Genomic DNA, 18,551 nt, shown 5'->3' on the forward strand with positions numbered 1-18,551 from the left:
CGCGGGGCGCGCGTTGGGCGCGCTCAGGCCCGCACGTCGGCTGCGGGCTCGGCCAGCTCCGGCTCCAGCGCCACCGCGAGGCGGCGATAGAACAGGTGGTAGGCCAGGGCGCAGAGCAGCAGCGCCGGCAGCAGGATCTCCTGGCGCCCGCTGAAGAACACGGCGGGCAGCACCGGCACGATCGCGCAGATCCACATCACCATCGACACGGCCGCGTTGCGCAGGTTCGCGGGCAGGGCCGTCAGGTTCGGCTGCACCAGCTGCGTGGCGACGAGGCTGTGGAGGTGGCGGCGATCCGGCTCGCCGGGGGAGCGGCGCTGGCGGCTGCGGCGCCAGATGCTGTAGACCACCTCGATCGTCGGGTAGCCGCACAGCAGGACGCTGGCCCACGGCGACACGCCGGGGTTGCGCGCGAGCAGTTCGACGGAGAGCCACGCCAGCGCGAAGCCGGAGAAGTACGCGCCGCCGTCCCCCAGGAACAGCTTGCCCCACGGGAAGTTCACCAGCCAGAAGCCGCCGACGGCCGCTGCGAGGACCAGCGCCACGTTCGCGAGCGCCACGTCGCCGACGCTGTACGCGATCGCGGAGAGCGCCAGCGACGAGATGATCACGGTGCCGCTGGCGAGGCCGTGGAAGCCGTCGATGATGTTGATGGAGTTCGCCACGCCGCCGACCGCGAACGCGGTGAACAGCACCGCGACGGGCCACATGGAGAGAAGCATGTCTGCCAGCGGGATGTCGACCCGCGTCAGGCCCACGCCCGTCCACAGCGCCGCGAGGCCGCCGCTGCCCATGGTGAGCAGCAGGCGTGTGCGCACGCTCACGCGCTTGGTCACGTCCTCGGTGAGGCCGCCCAGGAGCGCCGGCATGCCGGCCAGCAGGAGCGTCGTGAGCAGCGCCGATTCGCCGGGCTTCGCGATGAACATCCACGCGCCCGTCATCGCGACGTAGATCGCGATGCCGCCCACGCGCGGCGTGGGGCTCGAATGGAACTTCTGCACGGCCCCCGGCAGGTCCATCGTGAAGTGCCCATGCTTGTGGGCGCTCAGCACGAGCGACTGGGCCACGGCAAATGAGCCGACCAGGGTCGCCGCGATGACCAGGAGCACAGGGACAGACAGCACGCGTTTCCTTTTTTGCCGCTCGAGACGGTTTGTTCTAACCTCCATCACAACAGAATGTGACAGAGGGACGCACTTTATTGCAGACCTGCCTGCGAGGCAACTGGGACGTGGTGCCGATACCAAGAGCATGCGATATGACTGCTTTGGTACCAATGCACGCCATGCTCGACAGTGAACACTCACGCGGCGCAGGTCGTTGGCGGCGACGGGGCTGGAGTGTCGCCGCAGGACGCTCCGGTGGGTGTTACATGCGTGTTAAGAACGCTTCCGGCGTGCGAAAGGGGCGCCTGCGTGGCGCTGCAGTCACTGGAGCGGAAGCAGGGAAGGGAGAGGCGCGAGGCCTGGTGCCGGAGCCCGGAATCGAACCGGGACGGTGTTGCCACCGGCAGATTTTGAGTCTGCTGCGTCTACCGATTTCGCCACTCCGGCAGCGAGGGAAGGGGAATCGGAAATTATGGCACAGTGCCGTGCATGCACTACCCCACGATCGAAGACGCGATCGGCAAGACTCCGCTGGTGGCGCTGCAGCGCATCGGCGCCGCGGACAACCACAAGCGCGGCAACGTCCTCCTCGGCAAGCTCGAAGGCAACAATCCCGCCGGTTCCGTGAAGGACCGGCCCGCCGTTTCCATGATCCGGCGCGCGCAGGAGCGCGGCGAGATCCGGCCCGGCGACACCCTCATCGAGGCAACCTCCGGCAATACCGGCATCGCCCTCGCGATGGCCGCGGCCATCATGGGCTACCGCATGGTCCTGATCATGCCGGAGGACCTCTCCATCGAGCGCGCGCAGACGATGAAGGCGTTCGGCGCGGAGCTGCTGCTCACGCCCAAGAGCGGCGGCATGGAATACGCGCGCGACCTCGCCGAGAACATGCAGCGCGAAGGCAAGGGCCGCGTGCTCGACCAGTTCGCCAACCCCGACAACCCGCGTATCCACTACGAGACCACCGGTCCCGAGCTGTGGGAGCAGACGGGCGGACGCATCACGCACTTCGTCAGCGCCATGGGCACGACGGGCACCATCACGGGCGTGTCGCGCTTCCTCAAGGAAAGGAACCCCGCGATCCGCATCATCGGCGCGCAGCCGAGCGAGGGCTCGCGCATCCCCGGCATCCGCAAGTGGCCGCAGGAATACCTGCCGAAGATCTACGACCCTTCGGCGGTGGACGAACTCGTGCTCGTGAGCCAGGAAGACGCCGAGGACATGTGCCGCCGCCTCGCCAGCGAGGAAGGCATCTTCGGCGGCATTTCCGCAGCGGGCGCGTGCTGGGTCGCGCAGCAGGTGGCGCGGCAGGTGGAGAACGCCACCATCGTCTTCGTCGTGTGCGACCGCGGCGATCGCTACCTTTCCACCGGAGTCTTCCCCGCGTGAGCGGCGCCTGGCGGTTCTGTCCGCAGTGCGCCGCGCCGCTCGCGTGGATCGCGCAGCAGGAAGACGGCGGCGAGAAGCAGCGGCTGCGCTGCCCCGCCTGCGGCTGGACGCACTGGAACAACCCGACGCCGGTGCTCGCCGCCGTCGTCCAGTACCAGGACCGCATCCTGCTCGCGCGCAACGCAGCGTGGACCCACAAGATGTATGCGCTGATCACCGGCTTCATGGAAGCCGGCGAGACGCCGCAGGACGGCATCGCGCGCGAGATCGCCGAGGAGACGAACCTGCGCGCCACGTCCCTGGACCTCATCGGGGTCTACGACTTCCAGCGCATGAACCAGGTCATCATCGCCTACCATGCGGAGTGCGAAGGCGAGGTGAAGCTGTCGCCCGAACTGGTGGACTACAAGCTGTTCGCGTACGACCAGGTGCGCTGCTGGCCCGCGGGGACCGGCCACGCTCTGGCCGACTGGCTGCGCAGCCGCGGCCACGAGCCGCAGTACATGGAGCTCCCTCGCCGCGAGTGAGGAGACACGGTGATGCAGATCGACAAGGAAATCGACACGCGCGGGCTGAACTGCCCGCTGCCCATCCTGAAGGCGAAGAAGGCCCTGACCGACATGCAGAGCGGGCAGCTGCTGAAGGTGGTCTCCACGGACGGCGGGTCGCTGCGCGACTTCCAGGCCTTCTCCAGGCAGACGGGCAACGAGCTGGTGGAACAGCAGACCGTGGGCGACGAGTTCATCCACGTGCTGCGCCGGCGCTGATGCAGGCCGGCGCGGACGTCGTGCTGCGCAATGGCGCGGGCGACGAGGCGCGGCTGAGCACGCAGGGGGCGCAACTGCTGTCCTGGCAACCCGCAGGCGAGGGCGAGCAGCTGTACCTGAGTCCGCTGTCCCGTCCGGCCCCCGGTGTCGCGGTGCGCGGCGGCGTGCCGGTGTGCTTCCCGCAGTTCTCCGAACGCGGTCCGCTGCCCAAGCACGGATTCGTGCGCACGCAGGAGTGGCAGCTCCTGGTGCCGCCCGTCCCGCACGCGCCCATCGCCGAAGCGCGCTTCCAGCTCGACTCCTCCATGCCGGGTCCGTGGGACCGTGCGTTCTGCGTCGTGCTGGTCGCGCGGCTCGGCGCGCGTTGGCTGGAGCTGGAGCTGCAGGCGGCCAACACCGGGCGCACGCCCTGGTCCTTCACCGCCGCACTGCACACGTACCTGCAGGTGGGCGACGTGCGCGCGGTGCGCATCGCCGGACTGCGCGGCCTCGACTACGAGGACATGGTGGGCGGCAACACCTTGCGCAGCGAGACCGAGCCGGTGCTCGCCATCGCGGACGAGACCGACCGCGTCTACCGTGAGGCCGCCCGTGCGATCGACGTGACGGAACCGGGCAGGCCGCCACGGCACGTCACGCAGCAGGGGTTCCGCGACGCGGTGGTGTGGAACCCGGGCCCGGCCAAGGCTACCCGGCTCGGCGACATGCCAGCCGACGACTGGCCGCGCATGCTGTGCATCGAAGCTGGCGCCATCGCGCAGCCCGTGGAACTCGCGCCAGGCAAGACCTGGAGCGGGATCCAGCGGATCGCGCTTGCCTAGCGCTCGCCGAAACGCAGCGTCCCGAGGTATTCGCGGAAGGCCGCGCCCACCTCGGGGTGCTTCAGCGCGAACTCCACCGTCGCTTCCAGGAAGCCTTCCTTGCTGCCGCAGTCGTAGCGCTTGCCGCGGTAGCGGTAGGCATGCACGCCTTCGCTGCCGATCAGCTGCGCGATGCCGTCGGTGAGCTGGATCTCGCCGCCCGAGCCGCGCGGCTGGTTGCGGATCTTGTCGAAGACGGCAGGCGTCAGCACGTAGCGACCGGCCACGCCCAGCCGCGAAGGCGCGTTCTCGGGCGAGGGCTTCTCCACCATCTGCCGCACTTTCACGAGCCTGTCCGCCACGGGGTCGCCCGCCACGATGCCGTAGCGCTTCACGTGTTCGGTCGGGACCTCCTGCACCGCGAGGATCGACGTCTGCAGCTCCAGGAACTGCTCGACCATCTGCGCCAGCACGCCGGGGCTGCCTTCGCCGCCCGTCATCAGGTCGTCGGCGAGCAGCACGGCGAAAGGTTCGTCGTTGACGATCGGTGCCGCGCACAGCACGGCATGGCCGAGGCCCAGGGCGCGCGGCTGGCGGACGTAGGAGCAGTCCATGTCGTCGGGGATGACGGAGCGCGCGACGGCGAGCAGCTCCTTCTTGCCGGCGGCCTCGAGCTCGTTCTCCAGCTCGTAGGCGGTGTCGAAGTGGTCCTCGATGGCGCGCTTGTTCTTGCCGGTGACGAAGATCATGTGGCGGATGCCCGCCTCGTACGCCTCTTCGACGGCGTACTGGATCAGCGGCTTGTCGACGACCGGCAGCATTTCCTTCGGCGAAGCCTTGGTCGCCGGCAGGAAGCGCGTCCCCAGGCCCGCAACCGGGAACACCGCTTTGTTAACATGTGTGAACTTTTTCATCGACCGCCTGTAGAGTTGTAGCTAGAGTGCGCAGCCTGGCACTTGCAGCGATTGTGCTGAAGAAGCAGTCCCGCGTGGTGCACTCCCAAGGAATGCTGTCTTGGAAATCCTTCTTCTCGAGCGGCTCGTCCCCGAAGCCCAGGCCTGGCTGGAAGCCCGCCACCAGGTGGTGTACCGGCCCGAGCTCGCCCAGGACTCCGCGGCGCTCCGCAGCCAACTCTACAACGTGCAGAGCCTCGTCCTTCCCCGGAAGGTGACGGTCACGCGCGAATTCCTCGACTTCGCGCCGGTGCTGCGCGGCCTCGCGCGCATGCACGTCGGCACCGACAACACCGACCTCGAAGCCTGCCGCGACCGGCGCGTGCGCGTGATCCAGCCGATCAACGCGCACGTGCGCTCGAACGCCGAGTACCTGCTCGCAAGCCTGCTGCTGCTGTTCCGGCGCGGCATCGGCACGGCGCTGAAGGGCGAGCGCAATGCGCCGGCGACGCTCGGGCGGGAGCTGCATGGCAGCACCGTGGGCCTGCTCGGTCTCGCCCCTTCGGCCCATGCGCTGGCCGCGATGCTCGATGCGCTCGGTGCGAAGCTGGTGGGCTACGACCCCGCCGTGCACCACACCTCCCCGATGTGGGGGCGCCTGAAGGTGCAGCCGGTCGGTCTCCAGGAACTCGTCGCGCAGGCCGACGCGGTGACCGTGCAGGTGCTCTACGCCTCGCGCTACGAGCATTTCATCAACGACAAGGTGCTGGCCCATTGCCGGCCGGGGCAGGTGTGGACGGGCACCACGCGTTCGTCCATCTTCGATCCGGATGCCCTCGCGCGGGCGCTCTCCGACGGCCGCATCGAGGCGGCCATGCTGGATGGCGCCGAGGCCGGTTTCGCCGCGCGCGGCACGCCGCTCGGCGAGCAGCGCAACCTGTACCTCACGCCGCGTGTCGGTTCGTGGACGCGCGAGTCGCGCGTGCGCGCCAGCTGGTACGTGGCGCAGCGCCTGCACGAGACGCTGACGGCGCCGCGCCACTCCGGCTTCGAGCCCATCCTCAGCGCCCCGATGGGGCTGGACTCGGTGTCGCCGCCGGAGAGCATGCCGGCGGCCTTGCGGGACGACTGATCAGCCGAGGCGCTTCAGCTGCGCCTGGATCTTCTCCAGCGCCGCCGTGAAATCGGCGATGCGCTTGCGTTCCTGCTCGATCACGGCCGGCGGAGCCTTCGCCACGAAAGCTTCATTCGACAGCTTGCCCTTCGCCTTGGCGAGCTCGCCTTCCAGGCGCTTCTCCTCCTTGGCGAGGCGCACCTTCTCGGCGGCGACGTCGATCTCCATGTAAAGGCACAGGCGCGCATCGCCGGCCACCGCCACCGGCGCGGCCTGCGCAGCCGCGGCCCAGGCCGCCTCGTCGTCGAACACCTTCACTTCGCTCAGCTTCGCCAGGGCCTGCAGCACCGGCGCCGCTTCGCGCATGAACGCGGCATCGCCCAGCACGTACGCGGGCAGGCGGGTGCCCGGCGAGACGTTCATCTCCCCGCGCAGCGTGCGGCACGCGTCCACCACCGCCTTCAGCTTCGCCATCCAGGCTTCGGCCTCGGGGCTGACGTTGGCGGGATTGGACTGCGGGTAGGGCGCGAGGCTCACCGACTCTCCGTCCTTGCCGGCGACGGGGGCCACCTTCTGCCACAGCTCCTCGGTGATGAACGGGATCACGGGATGGGCGAGGCGCAGGATCGCTTCGAGCACGCGGATCAGCGTGCGGCGCGTGCCGCGCAGCTGCGCGCGACCCGCTTGCGGGTCCTTCGCATTCTCGCCGCCCTGGATCTGCACCTTCGCGATCTCCAGGTACCAGTCGCAGTACTCGTCCCAGACGAACTGGTAGATCGCGTTGGCGACGTTGTCGAGCCGGTACTCCTCGAAGCCCTTCGCCACGTCGGCTTCCGCCTTCTGCAGCAGCGAGATGATCCAGCGGTCCGCCGGGGTGAGGATCGCGTCCTGCTCGGAGAGGTCGTGGCCCTCCGTGTGCATCAGGACGAACTTCGTCGCGTTCCAGAGCTTGTTGCAGAAGTTGCGGTAGCCCTCGCAGCGCTTCGAATCGAAGTTGATCGACCGGCCCAGGGTCGCGAGCGCCGCGAAGGTGAAGCGCAGCGCGTCCGCCCCGTAGGCCGGGATGCCTTCCGGAAATTCCTTCTGCGTGTTCTTGCGGACCTGCGGCGCCGTCTCGGGCTTGCGCAGGCCGGTGGTGCGCTTGTCCAGCAGCGGCTCCAGCGCGATGCCGTCGATCAGGTCGACCGGGTCGAGCACGTTGCCTTCCGACTTGCTCATCTTCTTGCCGTGCGAGTCGCGCACCAGCCCGTGGATGTACACGTGGCGGAACGGCACCTGGCCGGTGAAGTGGGTGGTCATCATGATCATCCGGGCGACCCAGAAGAAGATGATGTCGTAGCCGGTCACCAGCACCGTCGACGGCAGGTACAGGTCCATGTCCTGCGTCTTCTCCGGCCAGCCCAGGGTGGAGAAGGGCACGAGCGCGGACGAATACCAGGTGTCGAGCACGTCGGGATCGCGCGTGAGCTTCTTGCCCGGCGCCTGGGCCTGGGCTTCCGCTTCGCTGCGCGCGACGTAGACCTCGCCCTGTTCGTCGTACCAGGCCGGGATCTGGTGGCCCCACCAGAGCTGGCGCGAGATGCACCAGTCCTGGATGTTGTTCATCCACTGGTTGTAGGTGTTGACCCAGTTCTCCGGCACGAAGCGCACGGCGCCGCTCTGCACGGCATCGATGGCCTTCTGCGCGATGGACTTGCCCGTCGGGTCCTGGTCGCTCACCTTCGTCATCGCCACGAACCACTGGTCCGTGAGCATGGGCTCCACCACCTGGCCCGTGCGGGCGCAGCGCGGGACCATGAGCTTGTGCTTCTTCGTTTCCTCGAGCAGGCCGAGGGCTTCCAGGTCGGCGACGACCTTCCTGCGCGCCTCGAAGCGGTCCAGCCCGCGGTAGGCGGACGGCGCGTTGTCGTTGATCTTCGCGTCCAGCGTCAGGACGCCGATGATCGGCAGCTGGTGCCGCTGGCCGACCAGGTAGTCGTTGGGGTCGTGCGCCGGCGTCACCTTCACCACGCCCGTGCCGAACGCCTTGTCGACGTACGCGTCGGCGATGACCGGGATCTCGCGATTGCACAGCGGCAGGCGCACGGTCTTGCCCACGAGGTGGCGGTAACGCTCGTCCTCGGGGTGCACCATCACGGCGACGTCGCCCAGCATGGTCTCGGGACGCGTCGTGGCCACGGTGAGGTGGCCGGAGCCGTCGGAAAGCTCGTAGCGGATGTGCCAGAGGAAGCCGTCCTCCTCCTCGCTCTCCACCTCCAGGTCGGACACGGCGGTCTTGAGCTCCGGGTCCCAGTTCACCAGGCGCTTGCCGCGGTAGATGAGGCCCTGCCTGTACAGCTGCACGAAGGTCTCGGTCACGATCTTCGAGAGCTTCTCGTCCATCGTGAAGTACTCGTGCGACCAGTCCACGCTGTCGCCCATGCGGCGCATCTGCGTGGTGATGGTGTTGCCGGACTTCTCCTTCCACTCCCAGACCTTCTTCACGAAGTCGGGGCGGCCCAGGTCGTGGCGGCTCGTGCCCTGCTCCTGCAGCTGGCGCTCCACCACGATCTGGGTGGCGATGCCGGCATGGTCCGTGCCGGGGACCCACAGCGTGTTGAAGCCGCGCATCCGGTGGTAGCGCGTCAGGCTGTCCATGATGGTCTGGTTGAACGCGTGCCCCATGTGCAGGGTGCCGGTCACGTTCGGCGGCGGCAGCTGGATGGCGAAGGAAGATTCGTCCGCCTTCGCCTTGCCGGTTCCGCGGTAGCCCGCGCGCGCGTAGCCGCGCTGTTCCCACAGCGGCCCCCACTTCGCCTCGATGGCGGCGGGTTCGAAGGACTTGGAGAGGCTGTTCAGCCCGGGTTGTTCGTTGCTCACCCGGGGATTTTATCGGTCGGGCTATTCCGGGATGGCGCGCGCGGCCTCCACGCACTCCTTCAGGACCCGGGCGTCGCCGACCTGGTTGGCCAGCAGCAGGATGAGGCGGGCGTTGAGCAGGGCCGACTGCTGCTCGGACAGCCCCTGGTGGGCGTCCAGCAACTGCTCGTAGAAGCCGTCGGCGTCCTGCAGGTTCAGTTGGGTCTTCATGCGGCTTCCTCTTCCAGCGTGGCGCCCAGGGCCTGGCCCACGGCGTGCACCAGCGTGGCGTCGACGGTCTCGCCGGTGGCGGCGACGTAGCTGTCCGGCCGCACCAGGGCCCAGGCGTGGCCGAACACGTGGCAGGCCCCTTGCAGGTGGCCCTTCGGGTCGCGCACGTGCTCCAGCGCGCCGGCCGGGTCTTCCGGGCCGAGCACCTGCACGCAGCGCACCGGCGCCGTTTCGCACAGGCCACGCAAGCGTGCCAGGGAAGCGGCTCCGACCGATCCGAACACCAGCACGAGCAGGCAGCCGTCGGCCCAGCGCAGGAGGTCGTTCACGCGGCCGGGCGTGCCGTCGGGCCATTCGAACGACACGTTCTGCACCGACTGGCCGCCGGTGCGGTCGCAGGCACTCGACCGCGTGTACGGGTTGGCGATGGCCATGCGCCCCGTATTCACGAACTGCCGCGCGAACGCGTGCTGCTTGGCCAGGCCGAGCGAGGCGTCGCGGAACAGCCTCTCCACCGGCGTGGCGGGCCGCAGGAAGCGGGCCGTGCGGTTGGTGACCATCACGTTCTGCTTCGCTGCCTCGTGCCGCTCCTCGTGGTAGCTGTCCAGGAGCGCCGGCGCGGCCCGGCCGCGGATCACCGCCGCCAGCTTCCACGCCAGGTTGTCGGCGTCGGCGATGCCGGTGTTGCCGCCGCGCGCGCCGAAGGGGCTCACGACCTTCGCCGAGTCGCCCATGAAGAACACGCGGCCGTGCCGCATCTCGTCCACGCACTCGCTGCGGTAGGCGTAGGGTCCCACCCAGACGATCTCGATGCCGGCGTCCGGCCCGAACTGCCGGGCGAGCCGCTCGCGCACGACGTCTTCGCGGCTCACCTCCGAGGGATCGGCGTCGGGCGCCATCTGGTAGTCGATGCGCCAGACGTTGTCGCCCATCAGGTGCTGCCAGACGGCGCGGTTCTCGTTGAAAGGCGCCTCGATCCAGGTGTGGCGCTCCACCGGCGGATGGTTGCGGAAGCGCACGTCGGCGATGCACCAGCGGTCGTCGCCCTTCTTCGCGGTGACGGACGCGCCCACCCACTTGCGGAACGGGCTGTGCGAGCCGGTCGCATCGATGACGTAGTCCGCGCGCATCTCGTAGTCGCCGGCCGGCGTGGTGATCGACAGCGTGGCGCACTCGCCGTCCTGGCGGAACGCCGTCACGCGGTTCTGCCAGCGCAGGTCCACGTTGCCGAGCTCCTGGATGCGGTCGACCAGGAAAGCCTCGATGTAGAACTGCTGGATGTTGATGAAGGGCGGCTGCGTCGAGAGATTGAAGGCGCTCTGCTGCCGCAGGTCGAAGGAATAGACCTCGTCCTGGCCGGCGAAGGTGCGCCCCACGCTCCACTGGATGCCCTTGGCCGCGATGCGCTCGTAGACGCCCAGGCGCTCGAAGATCTCCAGCGACTTCTGCGTGTAGCAGATGCCCCGGGAGGAGGCGCCCTTGACGCCCACCGTGTTGTCCTCGTCCAGCAGCACTGCCTCGATCCCGTACTGCGCGAGCGCGCAGGCCGCGGTGAGCCCCGTGATGCCGCCGCCCACGATGACGATCGGGTGGTGGCTGGGCTGGCCGGAGGCGATCTCCGGCGGCTCCCGGAACGCGTATTCGGGCAGCTCGTAGCCGCTGCCCTGCGCGAATTCGTAGCCGTTGGTCAGGGCCGTGCCGGCGTAGCTTTCCGCCATGGCTGTCTCCTCTTGGCGCGCTCGGGCGCTCTCTTACTTCTTGACGAACTCGGGGCGGTCGTTCTGCTGCGGCTTCAGCGGCGCGGTGGCCTTGCCGGCGGCGCGGTCGGCGCGCCACTGCTGCTTGCGCGCGGTCCACTCGTCCAGGCGCGCATGCGCCGTCTTGCTCTCCTGCAGCATCTGGAACTCGTCGGCGAGCTGCGCGGTGAGCTCCAGGCGGATGCCGTTCGGGTCGAAGAAGTAGATGCTGTGGAAGATGTGGTGGTCCGTGATGCCCAGCACCTCGATGCCGCTGGCCTCCAGCCGCGCCTTCATCGCCTTCAGCGCATCGATGGAATCGACGCGGAAGGAGATGTGCTGCACCCACTTCGGCGTGTTCGGCGAAGGGTCGCTCGCCGTGTCGTCGCCCAGGTCGAAGAAGGCGATGAACGAGCCGTCCTGCAGCCGGAAGAAGAAGTGCGTGTACGGGCAGTACTCGCCCGTGCTCGGGACGACGTCGCTCTGGATGATGTGGTACAGCGGCAGCCCGAGGATGTCCTCGTAGAAGCGGCGGGTCTCCTCCGCGTCCTTCGCGCGATACGCGACGTGGTGCAGCTGGTGGATGGGCGCAGGGGCGGGCAGGGCGCCCGCGTCCTTCAGGACGGCGGCCATGGGGGCTCCTCGGATTTACCTATGCGTAATGCGTTTACTATACCGTAACGCTCGGGCGCCCTCCAGCACAGCCGGCGTTCAGTTGAGAACCTTTATCAACTGGACCAAATGAATAGCTTTGCTGCATGAGGTGCATTGAGCCTGGCTATTAGACGGCTTCCGGCCGCCTCACTACGCTTGCAGCGTCTTCGGCCCGGCCGAAGCGCGATGCTTTCCTCTTCATCCACCCAGAAGGAGATCTCCATGGCAGCACTCAAAGGCTCCAAGACGGAAGAGAACCTGAAGGCCGCCTTCGCGGGCGAGTCCCAGGCCAACCGCCGCTACCTGTACTTCGCGAACAAGGCCGACGTCGAAGGCCAGAACGACGTGGCAGCGCTGTTCCGTTCCACGGCGGAAGGCGAGACCGGCCACGCCCACGGCCACCTCGAGTGGCTGGAGCAGGTCGGCGACCCCGCCACCGGCCTGCCGATCGGCAGCACGCGCGACAACCTGAAAGCCGCCGTCGCTGGCGAGACCCACGAGTACACCGACATGTACCCGGGCATGGCCAGGACGGCCCGCGAGGAAGGCTTCGACGAGATCGCCGACTGGTTCGAGACCCTGGCCAAGGCGGAGCGCTCGCACGCGAACCGCTACACCAAGGCCCTGAACGAGCTCGCCGACTGACGTTTTCCCCCTCCCCCCTGGGGGGAGGGTTGGGGAGGGGGCACGCACGGCGCGTCCCGTCCCCAGCCCTTCACCAGAACTCAAAGCTGCACGGAGACACCATGGCCATCCGCGAAGGCAGTCTCGAGGCGCCCACGCGCCACCCCATTGCCTGGAAATCGCCCGAGTACTACGACGAGGCCGCGACCTTCAAGGAGCTGGAGCGCATCTTCGACATCTGCCATGGCTGCCGCCGCTGCGTGAGCCTGTGCGGGGCCTTCCCCACCTTGTTCGACCTCGTCGACGAGGGCAAGACCGGCGAGGTCGACGGGGTCGAGAAGAAGGACTACTGGAAGGTCGTCGACCAGTGCTACCTCTGCGACCTGTGCTACATGACCAAGTGTCCCTACGTGCCCCCGCACGAGTGGAACCTGGACTTCCCGCACACGATGCTGCGGGCCAAGGCGATCAAGTTCAAGCAGGGGGGCGTGGACTTCGGCTCGAAGTTCCTCTCCTCCACCGACGTGCACGGCAAGTTCGCGGGCATCCCCATCGTCGTGCAGGTCGCGAACGCCGTGAACCAGACGAAGCCGATGCGCGCCGCGATGGAGAAGACGCTGCACGTGGATCGCAACGCGTGGCTGCCCGCGCTGGCGACGCGCAAGTTCCGCAGCGCGGCGCCCAGGTCGGCGGACCTGCCGGTGAAGGACGGCGAACGCACGCCGGGCAAGGTCGCGATCTTCGCCACCTGCTACGTCAACTACAACGAGCCGGGCATCGGGATGGACCTGCTGAAGGTCCTCGCGCACAACGACATCCCTTACGTCCTCGTGAACAAGGAGCAGTGCTGCGGCATGCCGAAGCTGGAGCTCGGCGACCTGGAGTCCGTGGACGCGAGCAGGCGCGCGAACATCCCCGTGCTGCACAAGTACGCGCAGGAAGGCTACGCGATCCTCTCGGCGGTGCCGAGCTGCACGCTGATGTTCAAGCAGGAAATCCCGCTCATGTACCCCGACGACGCCGACGTGCAGGCGGTCAAGGAGGCGATGTGGGATCCCTTCGAGTACCTCGCCGCGCGGCGCCGCGACGGGCTGCTGAAGACCGAGTTCCCGCAGCCGCTCGGCAAGGTGAGCTACCAGGTGCCCTGCCACAGCCGCGTGCAGAACATCGGCAGGAAGACCGAGGAGCTGCTGAAGCTGGTGCCCGGCACCTCGGTGCACACCAACGAACGCTGCTCCGGACACGCCGGCACCTTCGGCGTGAAGAAGCCGTACCACGAGGTCGCGATGAAGATCGGCAAGCCGCTCTTCAGGAAGATGGCGGACCATCCGCAGGGCGGCGCGCCGGACTACATCAGCTCGGACTGCCCGCTGGGCGGCCACCACATCGACCAGGGGTTCGACCGCAACAGCCTCGGTGCGCCGCGGCTGGAACATCCCATTTCGCTGCTGCGGATGGCGTACGGATTGAAGTAGATTCATGGGAACAGACCTTCAGCTCCGTCCCCTCTGACCAACATGCAGACAACCGGCAAGATCACGGCCGACAGCCTGATGACGCTCGAGGCGTATTCCAGGTGGCGCAAGCTGCACAAGGGCGAGGTCATCGCCCACCGCAAGCTGCGCAGCGTGCAGCTCGGCGAGCACATCACCGTGCAGTTCGAGAGCGAGCTGACCATGCGCTACCAGATCCAGGAGATGCTGCGCATCGAGAAGATCTTCGAGGAAGAAGGCATCCAGCAGGAGATCGACGCCTATGCGCCGCTGGTGCCGGACGGCACGAACTGGAAGGCGACGATGCTCATCGAGTACCCCGACGTGAACGAGCGCAAGCGCGAGCTGGCACGCCTCATCGGGGTCGAGGACCGCATGTTCGTCGAGGTCGAGGGCCATGCCCGCGTCTACGCCCTCGCGGACGAAGACCTGGACCGCGAGAACGACGAGAAGACCTCCGCGGTGCACTTCCTGCGGTTCGAACTCACCGCGGCCATGCGGGCGGCCGTGAAGGCAGGCGCCTCGGTCAAGCTGGGTTGCGACCACACGAACTACCCGGCGCACGTCGCGATGGCACCGGAAACGCTCGCGTCGCTGGCGAGCGACCTGCACTGAACCAGGCGTGCTTCAGCCGCCCCGCGCGGCTTGCCGGGGCGCCGCGGCGGCCCGTTGCAGCACATACACGTCGCAGTCCGCCACCCGCACGGGCTTCGCTCCCGTCTCCTGCTCGATCAGCTTGGGGTAGTTGCGGGCCCACGAGCGGCGCGTGAGGCAGCTCACCACCGCCGAAGGTGCCGTCGACAGGTAGCGGCGGCCGTGCAGCATGTCGGCCTCCAGGTCGTACCACTTGGGCACGGTGAGCGACCGCCGCCGGGAGTAGAACGCGTACTCGCTGCTCCAGTCGTCCCCGATCCACACCACGGGCAGCTCCGGCGGCGTCTCGCGCCGCACGAATTCCGCCAGCTGCAGCGTGCGATGTTCGTCGCCGATGCGCCTGAACTTGTAGATGTCGTACTGCTCGTTGAACCCGTCCACGTTCGCGAGGAGCAGGGCGCCGGCCAGCAGCGGCCGCCAGGGGTAGCGCACCGGCCGCGCCCTTTCCATCACCGCCGCGACCGAGAGGCCCACGAGCACCGACCAGAACACCGCGTTGGCGCTCTGGTAGTAGTCGTGGACGAAGTGGACGTTGGCGAACACCAGCAGCGGGAGCAGGAAGAGCGCGAGCAGCGCCAGGTGCAGGCGCAGCAGCCGGCGGTCCGCGCGGAACCAGGCGATCCCCACGGCGACGAACGCCAGCAGCATGGCCAGCGACGGCCACAGCATGCGCTTGCCCAGGGTCTGCCAGAAGTGGCCGGACCAGCGCTGGTGGAGCGGGCCGTAGTTCCAGTCGGCCAGCGCCTGCGAGGTGAGCGTCACCGCCAGCGGGTGCTTCGCCTTGATCGCGTCGGTCCACGCGATCCAGCCCCAGCCGATCGCGAGCGGCACCGCCACCGAGGCGATCGCGGCCGCCCAGAATGCGGGCGACCGGCCCGCACGCCAGTTGCGCGCGAGCACCAGCACGCCCGCGACCGCCAGCATCGGCAGCACGGTCGTCACCTTCTGCAGCAGCGCCAGCGCCAGGAACACGGCGCACCCGGCGAAGTCGCGCCAGGCCGGGCTGCCCTCCGAGATGCGCACGGCGAAGTAGAGGAAGCACAGCGCGAAGAACAGCGCCGTGCTCTCGATCATGAAGGTCCCCGCCCAGAACAGGTACACCGGAGACGTGAGGAACATCGCCAGCGCGAGGTACTTCGCGTGGCGCGGGACTCCCAGGCGGCGCAGCGTGGCGTGGATCGGCAGGCAGCAGGCGAGGGTGAAGGCGAGCGACACCAGGCGCCCGACCACCGTGATACTTGCCCCCGTGACGTACGTGACCAGCGCGACGAGGGCCTGGTACAGCGGGAACTCGAGCGGCATGCTCCAGGGCTCGCCCAGCACCGGCGTCTCGTAGGAGAGCCGGAACCCGTGCTCCAGGAACATCTGCGCCGTGAGGGCCGTCTGCGTCTGGCGGAACGCATGGCGCTCCAGGATCGGATTGCCGACGTTGATGCAGTTGACGAAGACGATGACGGCAACCGCGACCAGGAACAGGAAGCGCGCGTGGTCGCCCAGGCGCTCGACCGACTTGTCCTGTGGCGGCGCCGTCATGCAGGCGCGAAGAGGTCCACCCGGTCGGTGATGATCCCGTCGGTGCCCAGGTCGACCAGCCGCTGCGCAGCCCATTCGTCGTTGACGGTGTAGCTCAGGCAGCGCATCCCCGCGCCTTGCACCTTCTTCACCGTCGCCGCATCCCACAGCGCGTGGTTGCAGACGATCGCCACGCACTGCAGCCGCTGCGCGATGTCCCACCAGCCGTCCCACAGCGTGTCCAGCAGCAGCCCGCGGGGCAGTTGCGGCTGTGCCTGCATGGCGGCCTGCAGCGATTCGGGCCGGAAGGACGTGAGCAGCGGCGGCACCGCCTGGCCGCGCCAGAGGCGCTCCGCGTGGTTCGCCACCACTTCGCCGGTCTTCGCTTCCTGGCCCGGCGTCGGCTTGATCTCGATGTTCAGGAGGTGGTTGTTCGCGAGGCAGAAGCGCGCGATGTTCTCGAAGGTGGGCAGGGGCTCGCCGGCGTACCGCCGCGAATGCCAGCTGCCCGCGTCGAGGCGCGCGAGCTGGTCCCAGGGCTGGTCACCGCCGGTGCCGACGCCGTTCGTGGTGCGCTCCAGCGTCGCGTCGTGCATCAGGAAAGGCACGCCGTCCGCGGAGAGCTTCACGTCGCATTCGAACATGCGGTAGCCGTGCTCGGCACCGAACCGGAACGCGGCGAGCGTGTTCTCGGGCGCCAGCTTGCCGGCCCCGCGATGCGCGATCCAGCGCGGGTACGGCCAGGCCTTCATCATCGTCACGCCGCGATCCGCTTGCCCGTGCCCGCGTCGAACCAGTGCAGGCGGTCCTCGCGGGGCTTCACCTTGATGACCTGGTCCGTGCGCGGCGCGGGCTGGTGTTCCTCCATGCGCACGATCACCTGTTCGCCGTTCAGCCGGCCGTAGACCAGGCGTTCCGCGCCGAGCAGTTCCACGCTTTCCGTGCGCACTTCCCAGCCGGTGTCGGCCACGTCCAGGTGCTCCGGGCGGATGCCCGTGATGGCGCCGTTGCGGCCGCCCTGCACGTCCTTCAGCAGGTTCATGGGCGGGGAGCCGATGAAGCTCGCGACGAAGGTCGAGGCGGGCCGGTGGTACACCTCCTCGGGCGTGCCGAACTGCTCCATGCGGCCGGCGTTCATGACGATCATGCGCTGCGCCAGCGTCATGGCCTCCACCTGGTCGTGCGTGACGAACAGGGAGGTGATGCCCAGCTCGCGGTGCAGCTTCTGGATCTCCAGGCGGGTCTGCGCGCGCAGCTTCGCGTCCAGGTTGGACAGGGGCTCGTCGAACAGGAAGACCTGCGGCTGCCGCACGATGGCGCGCCCCATGGCCACCCGCTGGCGCTGGCCGCCGGAGAGCTGGCGCGGCTTGCGATCGAGCAGGTGCGCGAGTTCCAGGATGCCCGCGGCCTTGTCGACGCGCGCCTTGATCTCGGCTTCCGGCAGCTTGCGGATCTTCAGGCCGTAGGCCATGTTCTCGAACACGCTCATGTGCGGGTAGAGCGCGTAGTTCTGGAAGACCATCGCGATGTCGCGCTCCGCCGGCTCCAGCTGGTTCACCACGCGGCCGCCGATGGCGATCTCGCCGCCGCTGATCTCCTCCAGCCCCGCGACCATGCGCAGCAGCGTGGACTTGCCGCAGCCCGACGGCCCGACGATGACGATGAACTCGCGATCAGCGATCTCGACGTCGATGCCGTGGATCACCTGCAGTTCCTGCTTGCCCTTGCCGTACTTCTTGACGACGTTGCGAAGAGAGATGGCTGCCATGGTTTTCTGGGAGGAGTTCCGGTGTTAATCGCGTGCCACCGCGGAACCGGCTTTGCCGGGCCGCTGGTGGCGCCCCCTTGAGGGGGAGGCGCCGAAGGCGCTTCGGGGGTGGGTCATTTCTCCGTGTCCACGAGGCCCTTGACGAACCACTTCTGCATCAGGATCACCACCAGCGCCGGCGGCAGCATCGCGAGGATCGAGGTGGCCATCACCACGTTCCACTCCACGTACACCTCGCCGAAGATCGCGCGCTTGATGCCCAGCACCACCGGGTACATGTCCTCGCTGGTGGTCACCAGCAGCGGCCAGAGGTACTGGTTCCAGCCGTAGATGAACTGGATGACGAACAGCGCCGCGATGGACGTGCGCGACAGGGGCAGCAGCACGTCGAAGAAGAAGCGCATCGGGCCGGCGCCGTCCATGCGCGCGGCCTCCACCAGTTCGTCCGGCACGGTCAGGAAGAACTGCCGGAACAGGAAGGTGGCCGTGGCCGAAGCGATCAGGGGGACCGTGAGGCCCGCGTACGTGTTCAGCATCCCCAGGTCCGAGACGACCTGGTAGGTCGGCCCGATGCGCACCTCCACCGGCAGCATCAGGGTGACGAAGATCATCCAGAACACGAGGTTGCGGGCCGGGAAGCGGAAGTAGACGATCGCGAACGCCGACAGCAGCGAGATCGCGATCTTGCCGATCGTGATCACCAGCGCCACGACCAGGCTCACCCACAGCATCGGCAGGGCAGGGGCGATCGTCGAGCCGGAGGCCGTCTTGCCGCCCAGGAGCGCCAGCTTGTACGTGTTGAAGAGGTTGTTGCCCGGCACCAGCGACAGCGGGTGGCTGGACGTGATCTGTTCCGCGGTCTGCGTGGAGCCGATCAGGGCCACGACCACCGGGAACATGACGATCACCGCGCCGATGACCAGGATCAGGTGCGAGAAGAAGGTGAGGACCGGACGCCGTTCGACCATT

Annotated in this window: 18 protein-coding genes and 1 tRNA gene; 8 read left to right on the forward strand and 11 right to left on the reverse strand. The window is 68.1% G+C overall.

The window, feature by feature from the left end:
* Positions 1–23: 23 nt before the first annotated feature.
* Both H8N03_RS02090 and H8N03_RS02095 read right to left on the reverse strand, forming a co-directional pair.
* Entirely contained in the window at positions 24–1,124 is a 1,101-nt protein-coding gene (locus H8N03_RS02090) for an MraY family glycosyltransferase (RefSeq protein ID WP_187074463.1), read from the reverse strand.
* Positions 1,125–1,466: 342 nt separating this feature from the next.
* Positions 1,467–1,553: transfer RNA gene (locus tag H8N03_RS02095), tRNA-Leu, on the reverse strand.
* Between the two features lie 42 nt (positions 1,554–1,595).
* On the opposite strand from H8N03_RS02095, the gene cysM reads away from it, so the two are divergent.
* The 4 genes from cysM to H8N03_RS02115 are packed head-to-tail and all read left to right on the forward strand — an operon-like array spanning position 1,596 to position 4,086.
* Entirely contained in the window at positions 1,596–2,498 is a 903-nt protein-coding gene (gene cysM, locus H8N03_RS02100; RefSeq protein WP_187074464.1) for a cysteine synthase CysM, read from the forward strand.
* The gene (locus H8N03_RS02105; RefSeq protein ID WP_187074465.1) at positions 2,495–3,025 is read left to right on the forward strand and encodes an NUDIX hydrolase; all 531 of its coding nucleotides are present in this window, start codon (positions 2,495–2,497) and stop codon (positions 3,023–3,025) included. The genes cysM and H8N03_RS02105 overlap by 4 nt, the downstream gene beginning before the upstream one ends.
* Positions 3,026–3,037: 12 nt before the next feature.
* The gene (locus H8N03_RS02110) at positions 3,038–3,265 is read left to right on the forward strand and encodes a sulfurtransferase TusA family protein (RefSeq protein WP_187074466.1); all 228 of its coding nucleotides are present in this window, start codon (positions 3,038–3,040) and stop codon (positions 3,263–3,265) included.
* A complete protein-coding gene (locus tag H8N03_RS02115; protein WP_187074467.1) occupies positions 3,265–4,086 on the forward strand; it encodes a D-hexose-6-phosphate mutarotase in 822 nt (273 codons plus the stop codon). The genes H8N03_RS02110 and H8N03_RS02115 overlap by 1 nt, the downstream gene beginning before the upstream one ends.
* On the opposite strand, the gene galU is transcribed toward H8N03_RS02115, so the two are convergent.
* Complete coding sequence (gene galU, locus H8N03_RS02120; protein WP_187074468.1) at positions 4,083–4,979, reverse strand: UTP--glucose-1-phosphate uridylyltransferase GalU; 897 nt, start codon at positions 4,977–4,979, stop codon at positions 4,083–4,085. The two genes, H8N03_RS02115 and galU, sit on opposite strands and share 4 nt — an antisense overlap.
* Positions 4,980–5,079: 100 nt before the next feature.
* Between galU and H8N03_RS02125 the strand changes: the two genes are divergently transcribed.
* Positions 5,080–6,090, forward strand: a complete 1,011-nt coding sequence (locus tag H8N03_RS02125; protein WP_187074469.1) for an NAD(P)-dependent oxidoreductase — start codon at positions 5,080–5,082, stop codon at positions 6,088–6,090.
* Here H8N03_RS02125 and H8N03_RS02130 read toward each other — a convergent pair whose 3' ends face one another.
* From H8N03_RS02130 to H8N03_RS02145, 4 genes are read right to left on the reverse strand one after another with little or no spacing between them, the layout of a single operon-like run.
* Positions 6,091–8,931: a valine--tRNA ligase gene (locus tag H8N03_RS02130; protein ID WP_187074470.1), complete on the reverse strand. Its 2,841-nt coding sequence runs from the start codon at positions 8,929–8,931 to the stop codon at positions 6,091–6,093.
* A gap of 21 nt (positions 8,932–8,952) precedes the next feature.
* Positions 8,953–9,141 (reverse strand): DUF2783 domain-containing protein, encoded by a 189-nt coding sequence (locus H8N03_RS02135; RefSeq protein WP_187074471.1) that lies wholly within the window; start codon positions 9,139–9,141, stop codon positions 8,953–8,955.
* On the reverse strand, positions 9,138–10,859 hold the full coding sequence (locus tag H8N03_RS02140; RefSeq protein ID WP_187074472.1) for an FAD-dependent oxidoreductase: 1,722 nt from the start codon (positions 10,857–10,859) through the stop codon (positions 9,138–9,140). The genes H8N03_RS02135 and H8N03_RS02140 overlap by 4 nt, the downstream gene beginning before the upstream one ends.
* A gap of 33 nt (positions 10,860–10,892) precedes the next feature.
* Entirely contained in the window at positions 10,893–11,510 is a 618-nt protein-coding gene (locus H8N03_RS02145; RefSeq protein WP_187074473.1) for a VOC family protein, read from the reverse strand.
* Positions 11,511–11,753: 243 nt separating this feature from the next.
* Here H8N03_RS02145 and H8N03_RS02150 point away from each other — a divergent pair, with 243 nt between their 5' ends.
* The 3 genes from H8N03_RS02150 to H8N03_RS02160 all read left to right on the forward strand — a co-directional run bounded on the left by H8N03_RS02150 (position 11,754) and on the right by H8N03_RS02160 (position 14,263).
* A complete protein-coding gene (locus tag H8N03_RS02150) occupies positions 11,754–12,176 on the forward strand; it encodes a rubrerythrin family protein (RefSeq protein WP_187074474.1) in 423 nt (140 codons plus the stop codon).
* Between the two features lie 101 nt (positions 12,177–12,277).
* Positions 12,278–13,630, forward strand: coding sequence for a heterodisulfide reductase-related iron-sulfur binding cluster (locus tag H8N03_RS02155; protein WP_187074475.1), 1,353 nt, complete (start codon positions 12,278–12,280; stop codon positions 13,628–13,630).
* Positions 13,631–13,672: 42 nt separating this feature from the next.
* Positions 13,673–14,263, forward strand: coding sequence for a DUF3501 family protein (locus tag H8N03_RS02160; RefSeq protein WP_187074476.1), 591 nt, complete (start codon positions 13,673–13,675; stop codon positions 14,261–14,263).
* A 12-nt stretch (positions 14,264–14,275) separates the two neighbouring features.
* On the opposite strand, the gene H8N03_RS02165 is transcribed toward H8N03_RS02160, so the two are convergent.
* The 4 genes from H8N03_RS02165 to ugpE all read right to left on the reverse strand — a co-directional run bounded on the left by H8N03_RS02165 (position 14,276) and on the right by ugpE (position 18,550).
* The gene (locus H8N03_RS02165) at positions 14,276–15,835 is read right to left on the reverse strand and encodes an ArnT family glycosyltransferase (protein ID WP_187074477.1); all 1,560 of its coding nucleotides are present in this window, start codon (positions 15,833–15,835) and stop codon (positions 14,276–14,278) included.
* Positions 15,832–16,569, reverse strand: coding sequence for a glycerophosphodiester phosphodiesterase (gene ugpQ, locus H8N03_RS02170; protein ID WP_187075187.1), 738 nt, complete (start codon positions 16,567–16,569; stop codon positions 15,832–15,834). The genes H8N03_RS02165 and ugpQ overlap by 4 nt, the downstream gene beginning before the upstream one ends.
* Before the next feature lie 2 nt (positions 16,570–16,571).
* Positions 16,572–17,582 carry a sn-glycerol-3-phosphate import ATP-binding protein UgpC gene (locus tag H8N03_RS02175; protein WP_187074478.1) on the reverse strand — a complete coding sequence of 337 codons (1,011 nt, stop codon included), beginning with the start codon at positions 17,580–17,582 and terminating at the stop codon, positions 16,572–16,574.
* Positions 17,583–17,695: 113 nt separating this feature from the next.
* On the reverse strand, positions 17,696–18,550 hold the full coding sequence (gene ugpE / locus H8N03_RS02180; protein WP_187074479.1) for a sn-glycerol-3-phosphate ABC transporter permease UgpE: 855 nt from the start codon (positions 18,548–18,550) through the stop codon (positions 17,696–17,698).
* Between the last annotated feature and the right edge of the window lies 1 nt (position 18,551).

The organism is Ramlibacter cellulosilyticus (genome assembly GCF_014297465.1).
GTDB classification, from domain to species: Bacteria; Pseudomonadota; Gammaproteobacteria; order Burkholderiales; family Burkholderiaceae_C; genus Ramlibacter; species Ramlibacter cellulosilyticus.